Below are 16,093 nucleotides of genomic sequence, written 5' to 3' on the forward strand. Positions count from 1 at the left end.
ACGCATTCGCTAAGGTTAATGCTTTGTTGTTAGGGAGGCAGCACCTTAAATGTGGTGCTAATAACTTTTCATCAAGCCCTTTTTCAAGAGTTACTTTTTGAAGTTGAGTTGTTATTTCATTCTAAAATCCAACATCTGTTTGTATTCTGGATGCCCTTTGGATGTCATAAACCTCAAATTTTTCTTGGCTCACTATTTTATAATATCGTAATTTATAATTTAGAAAATTTTGGGCTTTATCCATTGAATAATATATCACATCTTCAACTCCCGAATCATCACCGTATTCTTCTTTCAAATCTGCATCTCGAAGTTTTTTATTGTTTTCCGTTACTATCTGTTTTAAATCTGACTTTTGTATGTCGCTTGCAGATTAAATGCTTCAGAAGTAACAAATACTTCCGTAAGAATAAGTTTATCGGCACATTTTACTTCTATATTAACCTTTACATCAAATCGTGATGATGGCTGATACAACCATACTCTATTTTTTTTATCATAGATACTATCAATCTTGGTTGCTGTAAATTTTGGCATCGCAATAGTTACATAAATCTTGAGCTTCCCATTCGCAGGGTCTTTTATATACCCATCTATATCAGAATATTTTTTCTTTAAATTATGCTCTTGCCTAACTAACCCCTTATCTATCTGATAAAAAGACGTTTGAGATATTACATTGTCAAGAATTGGATATTTTGAATAAACAATAGAAGGGATAAAGAATTTCTTTTTTTATAGCTTACTTTTTCTTGTGCCTGAATTCCTAAGAATGCCAAAAAAAGTAGCAAGAGTAATGTTTTTTTCATAGGCAAAAAAAAGCCATCAGAAGTAAATCCTGATGGCTTTGAGGTTTTTATTTCTTATTAAAAATTTGAATAGATTTATCAGACACATAGAAAATATTTTGTGTCGCAGGATCTACTTCGTAAACTGGTTTTGTGTTATTGAAAATAATTTTATCAACTTCTATCCCATTTACTTTACTAACTTTCACTAAAACTTTTTCTCCACTATCTGCTTTTGCGAAAATATAAGAAAAATCTCTATTTTGCTTTATCGCATTAAAACGAGAATTAAATTTAGCAGCTACAATACCAAGAGCCGCTGAAGCCCCTGCCATATTCTTAGCCTGATTCATTTTTGATTTATCTTCTTCTTTAATAACAGTAGATCTCATATTCCCGCTAGAATCACGATAAGTCATCGTTAACTCAGAAGCTTGTGCAGCACTTACTGCTGACCCAACCCCTAAACCAATACTTCCCGCAATTGCAGCACTTTTAAGTAAACGTCTTGTTCCTTCACCAGGTTGTGTATAAGTAAGGTGGTATTTTATAGTTCCATCCATATTAACTCCCATTACCTCAACCGGTCCAGAAAGCACAACTCCCCAAGGGAATAATTCGATACTATTTAATTCTTTTTCTTTTTTGATATTTACTTTAGCAAATGGCTCTGGTTTATCCTTAATACTCGGATCAAATTTGTATAACTTTTCGTCATTATATACTAAGTACGAATTTGTAGCTTCATCGTAAGTTGGTAAAACTGGTCTATTTTTATCAAAACCGATGTTACGTTTCCAAAGTTTAGCTCCAGTTTTATAATCAACCATATTTCCGTAAGTCCCTGTAAGATACATTACTTTTTCACCTACTTTTCCTAAGTAATAAATTGGATCTTCTTTGTCGTCTGAAATTTCAATGAATTTTTTCCAAAGTTTTTCTCCGTCTTTGTTGATCAGCATCATTTCATTCTCAGCAACATATAAGAAATCTTGATCAATTGGAATTACTCTTTTCAATCCATCTCCACGAGCATCTTTTTTCCATATTTTTTCTCCTGTTTTTAAGTCAAAAAAATTAAAACCGCTATAATGAGCAATTAGTAATTTTGTTCCCCAGTCTTCTAAATAAACAACACGTTTTGTTTTAATAGATTCTTTCCAGATACTTTTTCCGTTTTCTGTATTCAAAACATTTAAATATTCTTTAGCTGCAAACAAACCTTTACTGTTTACTACTACAATATTTTTATCATTTTGAGTCAAAAAGAATCTTGAATAATCCTCTTCCGCTTTCCAGTTTAATTTTCCTGAATTTCTGTCAAATGAATACAGTTTTCCATACAATAAATAATAAATTATTGATCCGTGTACAGTAGCTTTATTGGTATTTGCTGACTCTTTTAATGAGAAACTAAATAATGATTTTGCTTTATCTACAGTAGTATTCCATTTTAACTCTCCCGTTTTCATATCCAATAAAGCAATTGCCATATCTCCATCTTTTTTCAAAGTAAGCAAATACTCATCTGTTTCAGGAATAAAATCTGATTGCATCACCCAAAAAGATTCTTTTGAAGAATTATAAACTACTTTACCACTATCTGTGTTAATGATAATATATTTACTATTGATATAAGCCTCTACATAAGGGCTTCCGGCAACACTTGACAAATCACTTTTTTCTTTAAAAAGTTTCCCGAAATCAGGATCAGTCAGGATATCACCCGCTGAAGTTGACCCAAAATCATCTTTAGTCAAAGTCCAAACGATTTGTTTGGTTTCCGGATCCAAACCTTTTACAGTACCGCCTTCTTTAAAAACAACGATTCCTGTAATTTCATTCTGTACCATATCTTGTACAGCGTTTTCTGTTTTAATTATTTCGTCATATTTCCTTTGGGAAAAAGCCGAAATGCTCACTAATAAAAGTAGAATAATCGAAAAAGTAATTTTCTTCATGTTTGGTTTTTTAAAATTTTATAGTTAAGAATGAATAATGCTCTTGAGATTAATTATAAAAGATTGAAAACCTCAAAATTTTATAAAAATTACTGCGCAAATATATAAAAATAGGATTCGGTTTTTAAGAAAATATTTCTTTCAAAACCTCTAGTGATTTAGGCCTTTTAAAACCATCTAGATGGAAACTATAATAGTCAATTAAAATTTTCAAGAGTAGTTGTCGCTCAATAACATGGAAGACCTTTTGGTCGTTATCAAACTTTAAATTTATTAGCTTTTTAAATAAATTAGTTTCATGTTCCGTCAAAGCACTTAATCCATGAAAAAGAGTAAAAACACCTTCGTTGATTTCAAAAAAGGGCAGATCGGGCATCCGAAACATCGGGATAAAAACCTAAATATTTAGTGGTTTCCAACATCAAAATCAGATGAAAATTAGTAATTTCATCATGTTGATCCAGCCAAAACAAAGCTGTTTCTAAGAAAACAAAAAGCGATTCATTTTTTTCTTCTTCCTGAATAGAGTGATGTAAAATCTCGGATAAGAACATTACAATCGTACTTTTTACAATGTCAGTATGAATGGTTTGAAAAGGGGTGCCAATTTTTATCTCCTTGAAATTTTCTAATGTGCCCTTATTTTTATGTACAGCTTCAATTTCAAGAATAGTTAATGGCTGGAAATAGGCAATTTTTTGACTGGATTTACGAGTTGAAAAAGCATCTCTAACGAAATAAGTTTTCAATCCATGAGAAAGCGTAAAGCACTTAGCAATCAAGCTTTTTTCTTGAAATTTGATCGCCGAAATGACAATTGCTTTGGTTTTTACTTGCAAAATTGGATTAATTTAGATTATTAGAAGCTGAATACTAGAACTTAAAAATTCAACACTGATTACTGATACTAAAAACTATCTTATAATCATCACTTTCTTAACTTTGGTTTCACCTCCGTCTTGTGCCGAAATAATAATCATATATACTCCAGAAGCCACTCTATATTTCCCAAATGCTGTTGTATCCCATTCAATTGTTCCTCCTTCTGAAGTTGTTTCATACACCAGATTACCTTCAATATCTGTAATTTTAATATTGGCTTTATCAAGTAATCCTGCAATTTTTACTGTTCCTGAAAATTCGGGACGTACAGGATTTGGATATACATATACATTATTCAAATCTTCATTGGCTTGGGTTGCAATCCCTTTAAACGAAATCATTCCTTTATTTGTTGCTATATAAACTTCTCCCGTAGCACTGTTTATTCCAATATCATTGATTAGATTACTTGGCAATGGAGAATTATTTATAGTGAAATGATATTTGGTTTCCTGTCCGTTTGGTGAAACGTAAAACACTCCTGAATCTGCAGTTCCTATCCATTTATTATTAGCCCCATCAACAGCAATTGCAGTAATAAATTGTTCATAAAGTAACTCCTGAGCCAAACCATCATCCATAATAATTATCGGATTGGCTTTTAATTGATTTTCTACGAAAGTTATTTGCATTGGTCCAAAACGGAAGTTCTCTTTGTTGGGACCCATCCAAAAGCCGATCTTTAGCATCTATTAGCATGACTACTTTGTAATTCCCTTGGAAATTGGCAAATTACCTGTATCTAAACCTTGTGTAATTTTCTTAATTGTATTTGTATTTTCGTTAAGTCCAATCACACTATCAATATTTTGTCCAAACCATTTTGTGCTATTTTTATCAATAGTCATATTCCCAAAATTAGTATCTTCAGCCTTAGCCAGAACGGTACTAATAGGAAAAGTTTGCCACTGTCCATTGGTCCTTAAAACCTTTAGTCCATTTTTAATCAAACTATTGGTTACCCATAAATTCCCTAATTTATCAAAAGCAGTTCCATTTATTCTAACATCTATATAACCAGGCCCTAGAAATGTAAGGCTCTCCAATCCGCTATTCGATTGATTGTATAAAACTGAAGGAATATCATTTTCTATTTTCAATAATCCTGAAAAAAATGAACTTGCATATACTTGATTCTCATTATTAGGATTAACAATAATTCTTGTCATTGATTTAGCCTGAAGCACTTTTTCATATGGTACATTCAACCATCCTGTACTATTAAATTTACTAACTCCATAACTATCTAAAGGGTATGGGTTATAGCTACCATTATAATTTCCATAAACAGCCCAAAGTACATTTGGTGTAACATTGATAGCAAAAATATCGTTCCTTGATGGCCCTATTGGCATCATATTCTCAAAACCTGAAACTCCTAAAAGCTTAGAAACATAAAGTCCATTTTCATCTGTACCTATGTATACATTATCCCCCACAGTAGTTGCACAGGTAAAACTTAATGCTATTGTTGCCACATCACTATTTCTTATTTGACGCTGCAAAACCATTTGATTGTCATATATATAAACTGTACTTGCTGTTGTTATAAATAAATTGTGATTTTTTGCCCTCATATCCTTCGCTGATTCTGGAAGTGACGTAAAACCAACAAAAGTACCCGAAACTGGATCATAATTATTAACATAACCTGATGTATTGATTGCTACAAGTTTTGTATCGTTTGTTTCAATACTTGACCAATCTCCGCCAGTAACAACAGTCCACTGATTATAATCTACTAGGTTAGCATTTGTAATACTAGCTCTTCTAAGACCACTATTAGTAGCCGCATAAATAAATCCGTTATAAATCGTAGCCTGTCTTACATTAATCTGCGCTCCATTATCTCCAATAAAATAAGTATCTCCAAATTGCAAGGTTTTCAAATTAAACTGAACAATTCCAAAATCACACGAAACATACACTATTCCGTTATGCTCAACAAAATGATTGATTTTTTTAAGATTGGCAGGAAGTTGTTTATTAATGATATCGACCACTTTTAAGATACTCCCATCAGCTTCATTAACAACTGTCATCAATCCATTTTCATATCCAATAAGTGTTTTACGAAATAACTCACTATGATATAACGATGAAATTGTTTGCCCCGAAAGACCGTCTACAGTATTTATAGTCTTAATAATATTTGTCGCAGTATTTTTAGAGAACAACGCGTTATCAGTTGCGGCATAAATTGCTACAGGTGAATCTGAGATATCTTTAATATGATTATAAGAAAAATACCCTTGCCATAAAAGTTTATTTTGCGCAAAACCAGATTGCATTAGCAACAAAACCAAAACGTAAAGAATCTTTTTTTCCATTATTTATTACCTAACAATTGGTATCACAAATATAATACAAACGAGAGTATTTGGATTTCGTTATGGCATAAATAAAAAATGCCTCCGATTCGAAACTCGAATGGAGGCACTTTAATTGTATTTAAAAACTATACTACTCCCTGAGCAAGCATAGCATCTGCTACTTTTACAAAACCAGCAATATTAGCACCTTTCACATAATTTACGTAACCATCTTCACCAATACCGTATTTTTTACATTGGTTATGAATTCCTACCATTATATCTTTTAATCTAAGATCTACTTCTTCACTAGTCCAGTTCAAACGAATTGAATTTTGTGTCATCTCTAATCCAGATGCAGCAACTCCACCGGCATTTGCAGCTTTTCCTGGAGCAAAAAGAACTTTCTTGCCTACAAATTGTTTTATAGCATCAAGTGTACATGGCATATTTGCTGCTTCAGTAACACATAAAACGCCATTTGCAATTAATTTTTTAGCATCTTCTTCGTTCAATTCATTTTGAGTAGCACAAGGAATAGCGATATCCACTTTTACTTCCCACGGGCTTTTTCCTTTATGGAATTGAGCATTTGGATATTTCTTAACATACATTTCTGCTCTGTTATTTCCACTTGCTCTCATTTCTACCATATGCTCGATTTTCTCTCCAGAGATTCCGTCTTCATCATAAATATATCCATCAGGACCTGAAATTGTTACCAACTTCCCTCCTAATTCATTTATTTTTAAGGCTACACCCCAAGCAACGTTTCCGAAACCAGAAATCGCAACTCTTTTTCCTTTAATCTCATGTCCGATAGTACGTAACATTTGGTCTGTGAAATACACAACCCCATATCCAGTAGCTTCTGGTCTGATCAATGAACCACCGTAAGCAATTCCTTTACCAGTTAAAACTCCTGTAAACTCATTCTTGATTCTTTTGTATTGGCCAAATAAGTATCCTATTTCTCTAGCTCCAACTCCAATATCTCCAGCAGGAACGTCTAGGTCTGGTCCAATGTGACGACATAATTCTGTCATAAATGATTGGCAGAAACGCATAATTTCTCCATCAGATTTTCCTTCAGGATCAAAATCAGAACCACCTTTTCCACCTCCCATAGGAAGTGTCGTTAAACTGTTTTTGAAAACTTGTTCAAAAGCCAAAAATTTTAAAACTGATAAATTTACTGTATGATGAAATCTAATTCCTCCTTTATATGGTCCGATTGCTGAATTCATCTGAATTCTAAATCCTCTATTAACTATAATTTCTCCTTTATCATCAACCCATGGCACTCTAAAAATTATAGAACGCTCTGGCTCAGCAATTCTAAGAAGTAAATTCTTACCATCGTATTTTTTTTGTTCAGCAATGAATGGAATTACTGTTTCAGCAAATTCTCTAACTGCTTGAATGAATTCAGGTTCATTTGGATTTTTTGACTCTACAAGAGCCATAAATTCATTTATTTTTTGTTTCATTTTATAAAAAATTATCAAATAAATTAATCATATTATTTACTCAACCAAATAACAAAAAAAGTCACATAAAAGTCATCTTTTGTTATTTTCCACAAATATACGCCTAATAAAGAAATTGGGCTTAATATTTCACAATTTATGAGTAGAATTATATTATTAATACCAATTTTTTAAAATACATATTTTTAACGCAATGTCTTACACGAAAACGTTATAGTATTAAAGCCAAAAAGTCATACTCCTTACTAATTATCTTTTTTTACAAAATTTTAAATATTTTTAGAGATATTTATATCTTTGTTGCGATAAGAAAATTAAACCTAATGTTCAAAAACACAATAATATCATTATTAATTTCGTTTATTTTTTCACACAATTCAAAGGCACAATCTAGGCTAGCTCATGAAATCGGTATTATTGCTGGACCTGTTTCATTCAAATCTGACTATGGACAAAGAGATGATTTTTCAACTAATATTGGAAACACGGGATTCGGTATTGGGCTTGTTCATTTTTTAAACTTTTCATATAATTCTAGACGCGAAAATTATTTCAATGAACACTTTAAAGTTCGTTCTGAAATATCATTCAACAAAACTAATTTAGAGCATTTCGGAACAACTGTAGATCGCAATCCTAAAAGCATTGGCGTGAAACAGCTTAAGGCCATGAGCAGCAAATCAACCTTGGCTAATATTGGTTTTCAATTAGAATATTCTCCATTTATGAGAATACATGCATATGAGAATACCGTTGGAGGATTTAGCCCTTATATAAGCATTGGTGCTCAATTTAGCTATTACAATACCAAAGTAAGTTCAACATTAGGCCCTTTAGGCAATACTGCAACTACTTTCCCTAAATATTTAAGCCCTTCAGATGGACATCGATACGGATTTTCTAGTCAGAGAGGAACCGTTCTATCTGTCACTTATGGGGCTGGGGTACATTACAAATTATCTCCTTTACATGATTTATTATTTGAGGCAAGATTTCAATATTACAACTCAGATTGGATTGATGGATTAAACCCTAACAAGGATATTTATAAAGAAAACAAATCCAACGACAATCAGATCTGGTTTAATTTTGGATATGTATATTATTTAGATTTTTAAAACTTGTTATATATAAGAAAACCCCAGCAATTAGTAAATGCTGGGGTTTTATACTTATAAATATTTTTTGTTATTCTAAAGCTTGTTTCAAATCAGCAATTAAATCTTCTGCATCCTCGATACCAACACTTAATCGAACTAAATCATCTGTGATTCCTACTTCAGCTCTCTTATCTGCAGGAATTGAAGCATGAGTCATTAATGCAGGGTGATTTGCTAAAGATTCTACTCCACCTAAAGATTCTGCCAGAGTAAACACTTTCAATTTTTCTAAGAAAGTAATTGAATCTTCTTTTTTACCTGAAACAAAGGTAAAAGAAACCATTCCTCCAAAAGCTTTCATTTGCTTTTTAGCAATTTCATGAAATGGGTGATTAGGTAAACCTGGATAATAAACGGTTGCTATTTTAGGGTGATTGTTTAAAAACTCAACCACTTTTTCTCCATTCTCGCAATGTCTTTGTACTCGTAAATGAAGTGTTTTAATTCCTCTCAAAACCAAAAAACTATCCATCGGCCCTAGAGTTGCTCCTGTAGCAAATTGCTGAAAATGCAATTGCTCTCCTAATGCTTCATCTTTTACAATTAAAGCTCCTGCTATAACATCCGAATGCCCTCCTAAATATTTGGTTGCAGAGTGCATTACAATATCAGCTCCTAAATCAAGAGGTTTCTGTAAATATGGTGTTGCAAAAGTATTATCTACTGCAAATAATATTTTTTTATCTTTAGTGATTTTGGCGATTTCCTGAATGTCAGCCAATTTCATCAACGGGTTTGTCGGTGTTTCTACCCAAACCAACTTTGTATTTTCGTTTATTAAAGATTCAAATTTTGCGATATCGTTCATATCTACAAAATGGAATTTTATTCCTGAATCTTTATAAATACGAGTAAACATACGATAAGTCCCTCCGTATAAATCATCCATAGCAATGATTTCATCACCTGCTTTAAACGAACGTAAAACACAATCAGTTGCCGCTAATCCTGATGAAAAAGCCAATCCACGTGTTCCGTTTTCTATACTAGCCAAGGCATTTTCAAGAGCTGTTCTAGTAGGATTTGATGCTCTACTATATTCATAATCTCCAAGGGGCTGTCCTGGACTTGTCTGTATAAATGTCGATGTTTGATACACTGGAGGCATTACTGCTCCTGTACTTGGATCATGATGTTGCCCACCATGTATAACTTTTGTATTGAATTTCATATCTAGATAATATTTGTTTTTTAATGAAATATGTATTGTCATTCTTAATTCCCGTTTATGTTTGGAATCTTGGCAATTTCATATCTTTATATTTTTGTAACTCTAAAATGTTTTACAAATTTACCCTTTAATTTATTTTAATCAAGATACAAGTTAATACCTTTGTAATTAATTAACATTTTAAAGATGAGACATTATATTTTTTTACTCGTAACCCTTTTTGTTTTAACAAGTTGTACTAGAGAACTTTCGTTCAAAGAAGAAACGTATGAAAAGAAATCGACTTTACCTTGTAAAAGCAATTGTCCACAAATTAGCTTAAAAATACCGATTGCTCAAAATGCTCCAATTGTAGCAGATAGCATCAATAAAAAAGTGTTTTCTGTTCTAAAGGAAATCATTTATTTTGGAGAAAAACCTTTTGAATCAACTGACTACAACAACTTAACCACTTCTTTTATTGACTCTTATGAAGAAATGCATAAAAAATTCCCTGATGACACATTCGGCTGGGAAGCCAAAATTGAGGGCAATGTAGAACACCAGTCAGATAGTATTTTAAATATAAAAATAAACCATTACACCTTTACTGGTGGTGCTCACGGTTATCAAGGATATCGTTCTTTATTGTTTAATCCTAAAACTGGAAAGACAATTACAAACAATCAATTATTTAAAAGCGAAAAAGACTTTAAGGCTTTCGCCGAAAAAGAATTCAGAAACAAATATAAAATTCCTGCCACTGGAAGTATCAATGCAACGGGTTTAATGTTTGAGAATGAAAAATTTAATCTTCCTTTGAATATTTTTTACACAAAAGACGGATTACTACTTTATTATAACTCTTATGAAGTTGCTTCATATGCCGATGGCCCAAAAGAATTAATACTACCTTATGAAAAGGTAAATAATTATTTAGTTTTTAAATAATTCTTGTTTGAATTTTAAAATTAGGTCCCTATAAGTTAGACACACTGCGGTGCGTCTCTACAGTAACCTTTGCCTTTTAGAACCTCAGTCTTATTTCTCACTGAACATCATATTTCATCTTTCGTAAAATTCGTAAAGCTTCCTTAAAGGACAAATACACTTGCGTGAAAGACTTTAAAAGCAATTTGGCATCTATTAATTTTTGTTTGGCATCTTCAAAACCATTGAGATAGCAAATCATAAAAGTAGAAGGCAAGTTCTCTAAATCAATCATTTCCCGATTAGATAAAACAAGTCCTTTTTGTAATTTGGTGAGTAAAGCAATATTGGAATTGTATATATGAAATAGCATTTTTCTATTAAATTCTGGTGGCTGAAAAAGTATTTCTCTATCAATTTTATAGTAACCATTATCAAAAAAATGAATTGTTTGCTGTTCTAACGGGTAATAACTTGTTTTGTCATTTAGTCCTAGTGGGACGTATTCTAAAATAGTAAAACTATCTTCATCATAAGTAATCGTAACCACATCCTGAGCCGAATAAAACAACTTAATTTGTTCATTTATTAGCTCAATATCAACTCGAGATAAAAATGTTTTGTCACGAGACTTATTCGGAACTCCTGCCCAACAAATCACAAATAACTCCTTAAAAACTTTATATTTTGGCGACATATCTTTATGTCGAAAATTCATAAAATCAATTACACCATCTAGTGTATATTCTATACTATTACGTGAATTATTTTCGATCCCGATTACTGTTTCGGTATTCTGATAATTTTTCTCAACTTCTCTTTCTTCAACTGGAACCGAATTACTTCCTCGCCTAATAAAAACACTATTGGCAATAATAGTGTGAATTCCTTTTTTGAAATATGATATTTTGCTTTTCGGTTTAATTGTAACCAATCCTATCACTTTATCTTTTGGAAGATTTGGAAAAGGAACATTTTCATATTGAATTTTTGGTGGATTTTCAAGAAAAGCATTGACCAAATTTTGAATCCGACTATCGTCAAAAAAATCGTCTCCTACAATCTCATTATCCTGATCTTCAACTCCTACTACTATATAAGAATTATTAGTTGGGTTAGAATTAGATAACGCACATATATGTTTTAAAAACTTCGCCTTCCCCTCGCGAGAATGCAAATTTAATTGCCTTTTTTTATCATAAAAACTACTCTCATCATTATGCGCGAGTAGATTTTTTATTAAAAGGCGTTTATTTATCATTTATATCGACTTCTTAGATTTTTAAACTTTTAAACTTCTTAGATTTTCAGACTGTTGTAATATTTATTAATCTAGACATCTATAAGTCTAATTATCCAAAAATCTAAGAAGTCTAACTAAATTAATTTCTTTTAACTATTGTTGATGAAGCTTGAGCGGTACTCAAAACAACCAAATCAGCAATATTTACATGATAAGATCTTGAAACCACAAAATGAATAATATCAGCAATATCTTCTGCTTGCAAAGGAGTAAACCCTTTATAAACATTTGAAGCTCTATCGGTATCACCTTTAAAACGCACTTCACTAAATTCAGTCTCAACCATTCCTGGATGAATTGCACCTACTCTAATTCCGAATGGATTTAGATCGATCCGCATTCCCTGACTAATCGCATCAACAGCATGTTTTGTACCACAATACACATTCCCATTAGGATAAACTTCTTTCGCAGCTGTTGAACCAATATTAATAATATGTCCCGATTTCCTTTCAGTCATTTGCGGTATAATTGCTTTAGAAACATACAAAAGTCCCTTTACATTTATATCAAGCATAGCATCCCAATCGTCTAAATCACCTGTTTGAATTGGATCCAATCCGTGCGCATTTCCTGCATTATTAATAAGTATATCGATAGCAGAAAATGATTCTGGCAAGGAACCAATAGATTCTGAAACAGCTTTTTTATCACGAACATCAAATGCTAATATATGTACTTCAGTATATTGCGAAAGCTCTTTTTCCAATTCCGTCAATCGATCAATACGTCGTCCGCAAAGCACCACTTTGTAGTTGTTTTTTGCCATTAATTGTGCTGTGGCTTTACCTATACCACTTGTGGCTCCAGTAATTAAAACTGTTTTTCTCATTCTTGTTTTTATTTTATTGCCACAGATCAGAAGATTAAAATTATTTCTTATAATCTCTGACAAATATTTTTTTAATCGATTTAGCTGAATACTAAAAACTGTAAACTAAACACTAAAAATTAAGGCACATCATCTCCCATACTTTCTGTCCAAATAGCAAACCAATCTTCTTTTTCTAATTGTAATTCTACCGCTTTCATCAACGCTTGAATTCTAGCTACATTTACTGTTCCAGCAATAGGAATAGCTTTTGCAGGATGGCTTAAAATCCAACTTAATAAAATAGTATCTGAGCCTAAACTATATTTAGAAACCAATGTTGCTAATAATTTCTTTAATCTTCTTGTTTTTTTATCATCTTCTCTAAAAATAGTTCCTAACGGGTTCCATGACATTGGTCGAATTCCATGCATTTGCATATAATCAAAACTACCATCAACCATTGGCTCATAATTTGTCGCTGAAAATTGTACTTGATTATAACTAACATCAATTTTTTGACGAATTAATTCTGTCTGCGAAGTTGTAAAATTTGACAATCCAAAATCAATAATTTTCCCTTCCGTTCTAAGCTTTTCGACAGCTTCAGCAATTTCATCAGCTTGCATTAAGGGGCTAGGTCTATGTAATAAAAAAACATCTAAATAATCTGTCTTTAGCTTCTTTAAAGAATTCTCTACAGACCAGATGATATATTCTTTCGAATAGTCATAATGTTTAATTGTATTTTTTCTGTTTTCGGCAATCATCTGAATTCCACACTTCGAAATCAGTTGTAATTTCTCTCTTGAAATCTTACTTGCTGCGAATGCTTTTCCAAAATCAGCCTCAGTAGTATAAGAGCCGTAAATATCAGCAAGATCAAAAGTGCTTATTTTATTCTCTAAACATATTTGGATAAGGTTTTCCATTTCGTTGGGAGTTAGATTTTTATCCCAAACTCCCCAATTCATAGTGCCCACAATTATAGGCGATAATAGTGTTTTGCTCATGGTAATATAACATTATTTGTAGTAATAAATCTTGCTTTCTAAAGCATAATCATCAAAGTTCTTAAAAATATAAAAATAGATTCACAATTCATCCTTAAAATTAGATCTTTGCTCGAAGTTTTAACCATTCTTTAACATCTTACTTCTCAAAAAATATTCAATTTGCACTCTCAAAAGTAAGGCATTAAATTCAAGGTTTTAAAAATATTTATATGGAAGAAAATACAACGACTTTAGACATTAGAGCGATCAATGAAAAAATTGAAAGAGAAAGTGCTTTTATAGACCTTCTTACAATGGAAATGAACAAAGTTATTGTGGGCCAGAAACATATGGTCGAACGTTTATTGATTGGACTTCTAGGTCAAGGTCATATTTTGTTAGAAGGAGTTCCTGGATTAGCAAAGACACTTGCAATAAATACGCTGTCACAAGCAGTGCAAGGTTCATTCAGCCGTATTCAATTTACACCTGACTTATTACCTGCTGACGTTGTTGGTACGATGATTTACAACATAAAGCAAAATGAATTTTCTATCAAAAAAGGACCAATATTCGCTAATTTCGTCCTTGCCGATGAAATTAACCGTGCTCCAGCCAAAGTACAATCGGCCCTTTTGGAGGCGATGCAAGAAAAGCAAGTAACTATTGGAGACACTACTTTTAAACTAGATCGTCCATTTTTAGTACTTGCAACTCAAAACCCTGTTGAACAAGAAGGAACATACCAGCTTCCAGAAGCGCAAGTCGATCGTTTTATGCTTAAAACGGTAATTGATTATCCTAAAATGGATGAAGAACGCTTAGTAATTCGCCAGAAATCTAAAAGGAAGTTACGAAAAAGTAAATGCTGTTGTTTCTGTAGATCAAATTTTACGCGCACAAGAAGCTGTTCGTGAGGTTTATATGGATGAAAAAATAGAGAAATACATTCTAGATATTATTTTCGCAACACGTTACCCTGAAAAATATAAATTAGCCGACTTAAAACCACTTATCAGTTTTGGAGCATCTCCACGTGGAAGTATCAACTTAGCCAATGCTGCTAAATGTTACGCTTTTATTAAACGTCGTGGATATGTAATACCAGAAGACGTTCGTGCTGTTGTACATGATGTATTACGTCATAGAGTAGGTATTACTTACGAAGCAGAAGCAGAAAATATAACTTCTGTAGACATCATCAATAAAATTGTAAACGAAATTGAAGTACCTTAAAATTTGTTTAATGTTTCAAGTTTCATGTTGGGATAACTAACCTGAAACCTGAAACTTTTAAACTTTAAACAAATAAAATGGATACAAAAGACCTCTTAAAAAAAGTACGTAAAATAGAAATAAAAACCAAAAGATTGAGTAATCATATCTTTTCGGGAGAATATCATTCTTCATTTAAAGGGCGAGGAATGACTTTTAGCGAAGTACGTCAATATCAATATGGCGATGACATTCGTGCTATTGATTGGAATGTAACAGCACGTTATAATGAAGCTCATGTAAAGGTTTTTGAAGAAGAACGCGAACTTACCATGGTTCTTATGGTAGATATTTCGGGTTCTGAAAATTTTGGTTCAAAAAGTCAGTTCAAAAAAGATATTGTTACCGAAATTGCTGCAACAATGGCTTTCTCTGCAACCCAAAATAATGACAAAATAGGGTTGATTTTATTTTCGGACATAATCGAATTGTATATTCCTCCTAAAAAAGGAAGATCTCACGTATTACGTATCATTCGTGAATTAATCGAATTTGAACCTAAAAGCAATAAAACTGATGTCGCTCAAGCATTAAAGTTTTTATCAGGTACACAAAAAAAGAAAGCTATCGTTTTTGTAATCTCCGATTTCATGTCAGATGATTATGAGCATACATTGAAAATCGCATCCAAGAAACATGATATTACAGGTATCAGAGTATATGATATTCGAGAAGAAAAAATACCAAATATCGGAATGGTTTCTATGCTTGATGCCGAAACTGGTAAAACACAATTAATTAATACTGGTTCTAAAACAATACGCGCGAATTACGAAAAGCACTATCACAGCAAAGTAGCTTATTTTAAAGAAACTTTTAGCAAATCAGGAGCTGGTGTTGTGAACACTCGTGTCGATGAAAGTTACGTAACCAAATTATTAGGCTATTTTAAATCGAGATAAAGAAATTAGATTATTAGACTTCTTAGATTATTGGATTTAAACAAAATCTGAAGACATAAATTAAAAAATAAAATTCGCTTAAATCTGTACCTTCAATGTTCCTTTTTAAGCATTCATTTTAGACTAAAATCTGA

At 32.1% G+C, this 16,093-nt stretch carries 11 protein-coding genes and 3 pseudogenes; 4 read left to right on the plus strand and 10 right to left on the minus strand.

Translation table 11 applies throughout. From position 1 onward, the window contains the following. Positions 1-121: 121 nt before the first annotated feature. The 6 genes and pseudogenes from AC1RYN_RS03470 to gdhA form a co-directional block, all read right to left on the minus strand. A complete protein-coding gene (locus AC1RYN_RS03470; protein ID WP_481805849.1) occupies positions 122-298 on the minus strand; it encodes a hypothetical protein in 177 nt (58 codons plus the stop codon). A 44-nt stretch (positions 299-342) separates the two neighbouring features. Then, the gene (locus tag AC1RYN_RS03475) at positions 343-537 is read right to left on the minus strand and encodes a hypothetical protein (RefSeq protein WP_481805850.1); all 195 of its coding nucleotides are present in this window, start codon (positions 535-537) and stop codon (positions 343-345) included. Between the two features lie 319 nt (positions 538-856). Then, positions 857-2,749: an outer membrane protein assembly factor BamB family protein gene (locus AC1RYN_RS03480; RefSeq protein WP_481805851.1), complete on the minus strand. Its 1,893-nt coding sequence runs from the start codon at positions 2,747-2,749 to the stop codon at positions 857-859. A 124-nt stretch (positions 2,750-2,873) separates the two neighbouring features. After that, positions 2,874-3,588, minus strand: a pseudogene (recO, locus tag AC1RYN_RS03485) (DNA repair protein RecO). A 75-nt stretch (positions 3,589-3,663) separates the two neighbouring features. Next, positions 3,664-5,961, minus strand: a pseudogene (porZ, locus tag AC1RYN_RS03490) (type IX secretion system anionic LPS delivery protein PorZ). Positions 5,962-6,089: 128 nt separating this feature from the next. Further along, the gene (gdhA, locus tag AC1RYN_RS03495; protein WP_481805852.1) at positions 6,090-7,433 is read right to left on the minus strand and encodes an NADP-specific glutamate dehydrogenase; all 1,344 of its coding nucleotides are present in this window, start codon (positions 7,431-7,433) and stop codon (positions 6,090-6,092) included. 323 nt (positions 7,434-7,756) lie between these two features. Here gdhA and AC1RYN_RS03500 point away from each other — a divergent pair, with 323 nt between their 5' ends. Continuing rightward, positions 7,757-8,551: a THC0290_0291 family protein gene (locus AC1RYN_RS03500; protein WP_481805853.1), complete on the plus strand. Its 795-nt coding sequence runs from the start codon at positions 7,757-7,759 to the stop codon at positions 8,549-8,551. Between the two features lie 70 nt (positions 8,552-8,621). On the opposite strand, the gene AC1RYN_RS03505 is transcribed toward AC1RYN_RS03500, so the two are convergent. Further along, positions 8,622-9,764: a cystathionine gamma-synthase gene (locus AC1RYN_RS03505; protein WP_481805878.1), complete on the minus strand. Its 1,143-nt coding sequence runs from the start codon at positions 9,762-9,764 to the stop codon at positions 8,622-8,624. 186 nt (positions 9,765-9,950) lie between these two features. Between AC1RYN_RS03505 and AC1RYN_RS03510 the strand changes: the two genes are divergently transcribed. After that, the gene (locus AC1RYN_RS03510) at positions 9,951-10,694 is read left to right on the plus strand and encodes a DUF3298 and DUF4163 domain-containing protein (protein WP_481805854.1); all 744 of its coding nucleotides are present in this window, start codon (positions 9,951-9,953) and stop codon (positions 10,692-10,694) included. Between the two features lie 97 nt (positions 10,695-10,791). Here the strand turns inward: AC1RYN_RS03510 and AC1RYN_RS03515 are convergent, their stop codons facing one another. From AC1RYN_RS03515 to AC1RYN_RS03525, 3 genes are all read right to left on the minus strand, one after another. Beyond that, entirely contained in the window at positions 10,792-11,934 is a 1,143-nt protein-coding gene (locus AC1RYN_RS03515; RefSeq protein ID WP_481805855.1) for a DUF5929 domain-containing protein, read from the minus strand. 121 nt (positions 11,935-12,055) lie between these two features. Next, positions 12,056-12,808, minus strand: a complete 753-nt coding sequence (locus tag AC1RYN_RS03520) for an SDR family NAD(P)-dependent oxidoreductase (RefSeq protein WP_481805856.1) — start codon at positions 12,806-12,808, stop codon at positions 12,056-12,058. Between the two features lie 119 nt (positions 12,809-12,927). After that, on the minus strand, positions 12,928-13,800 hold the full coding sequence (locus AC1RYN_RS03525; RefSeq protein ID WP_481805857.1) for an aldo/keto reductase: 873 nt from the start codon (positions 13,798-13,800) through the stop codon (positions 12,928-12,930). A 212-nt stretch (positions 13,801-14,012) separates the two neighbouring features. On the opposite strand from AC1RYN_RS03525, the pseudogene AC1RYN_RS03530 reads away from it, so the two are divergent. After that, positions 14,013-15,018, plus strand: a pseudogene (locus AC1RYN_RS03530) (AAA family ATPase). Between the two features lie 77 nt (positions 15,019-15,095). After that, positions 15,096-15,959 carry a DUF58 domain-containing protein gene (locus AC1RYN_RS03535; protein WP_481805858.1) on the plus strand — a complete coding sequence of 288 codons (864 nt, stop codon included), beginning with the start codon at positions 15,096-15,098 and terminating at the stop codon, positions 15,957-15,959. The last annotated feature ends 134 nt before the right edge of the window (positions 15,960-16,093 follow it).

It is taken from the genome of Flavobacterium sp. TC780 (assembly GCF_056783245.1).

Bases quoted from the DNA above. Each gene is read 5' to 3' on its own strand.
- gdhA (WP_481805852.1), bottom strand. From the start codon at position 7,433: ATGAAACAAAAAATAAATGAATTTATGGCTCTTGTAGAGTCAAAAAAT.
- AC1RYN_RS03500 (WP_481805853.1), top strand. From the start codon at position 7,757: ATGTTCAAAAACACAATAATATCATTATTAATTTCGTTTATTTTTTCA.
- AC1RYN_RS03475 (WP_481805850.1), bottom strand. From the start codon at position 537: ATGCCAAAATTTACAGCAACCAAGATTGATAGTATCTATGATAAAAAA.
- AC1RYN_RS03505 (WP_481805878.1), bottom strand. From the start codon at position 9,764: ATGAAATTCAATACAAAAGTTATACATGGTGGGCAACATCATGATCCA.
- AC1RYN_RS03535 (WP_481805858.1), top strand. From the start codon at position 15,096: ATGGATACAAAAGACCTCTTAAAAAAAGTACGTAAAATAGAAATAAAA.
- AC1RYN_RS03515 (WP_481805855.1), bottom strand. From the start codon at position 11,934: ATGATAAATAAACGCCTTTTAATAAAAAATCTACTCGCGCATAATGAT.
- AC1RYN_RS03480 (WP_481805851.1), bottom strand. From the start codon at position 2,749: ATGAAGAAAATTACTTTTTCGATTATTCTACTTTTATTAGTGAGCATT.
- AC1RYN_RS03520 (WP_481805856.1), bottom strand. From the start codon at position 12,808: ATGAGAAAAACAGTTTTAATTACTGGAGCCACAAGTGGTATAGGTAAA.
- AC1RYN_RS03510 (WP_481805854.1), top strand. From the start codon at position 9,951: ATGAGACATTATATTTTTTTACTCGTAACCCTTTTTGTTTTAACAAGT.
- AC1RYN_RS03525 (WP_481805857.1), bottom strand. From the start codon at position 13,800: ATGAGCAAAACACTATTATCGCCTATAATTGTGGGCACTATGAATTGG.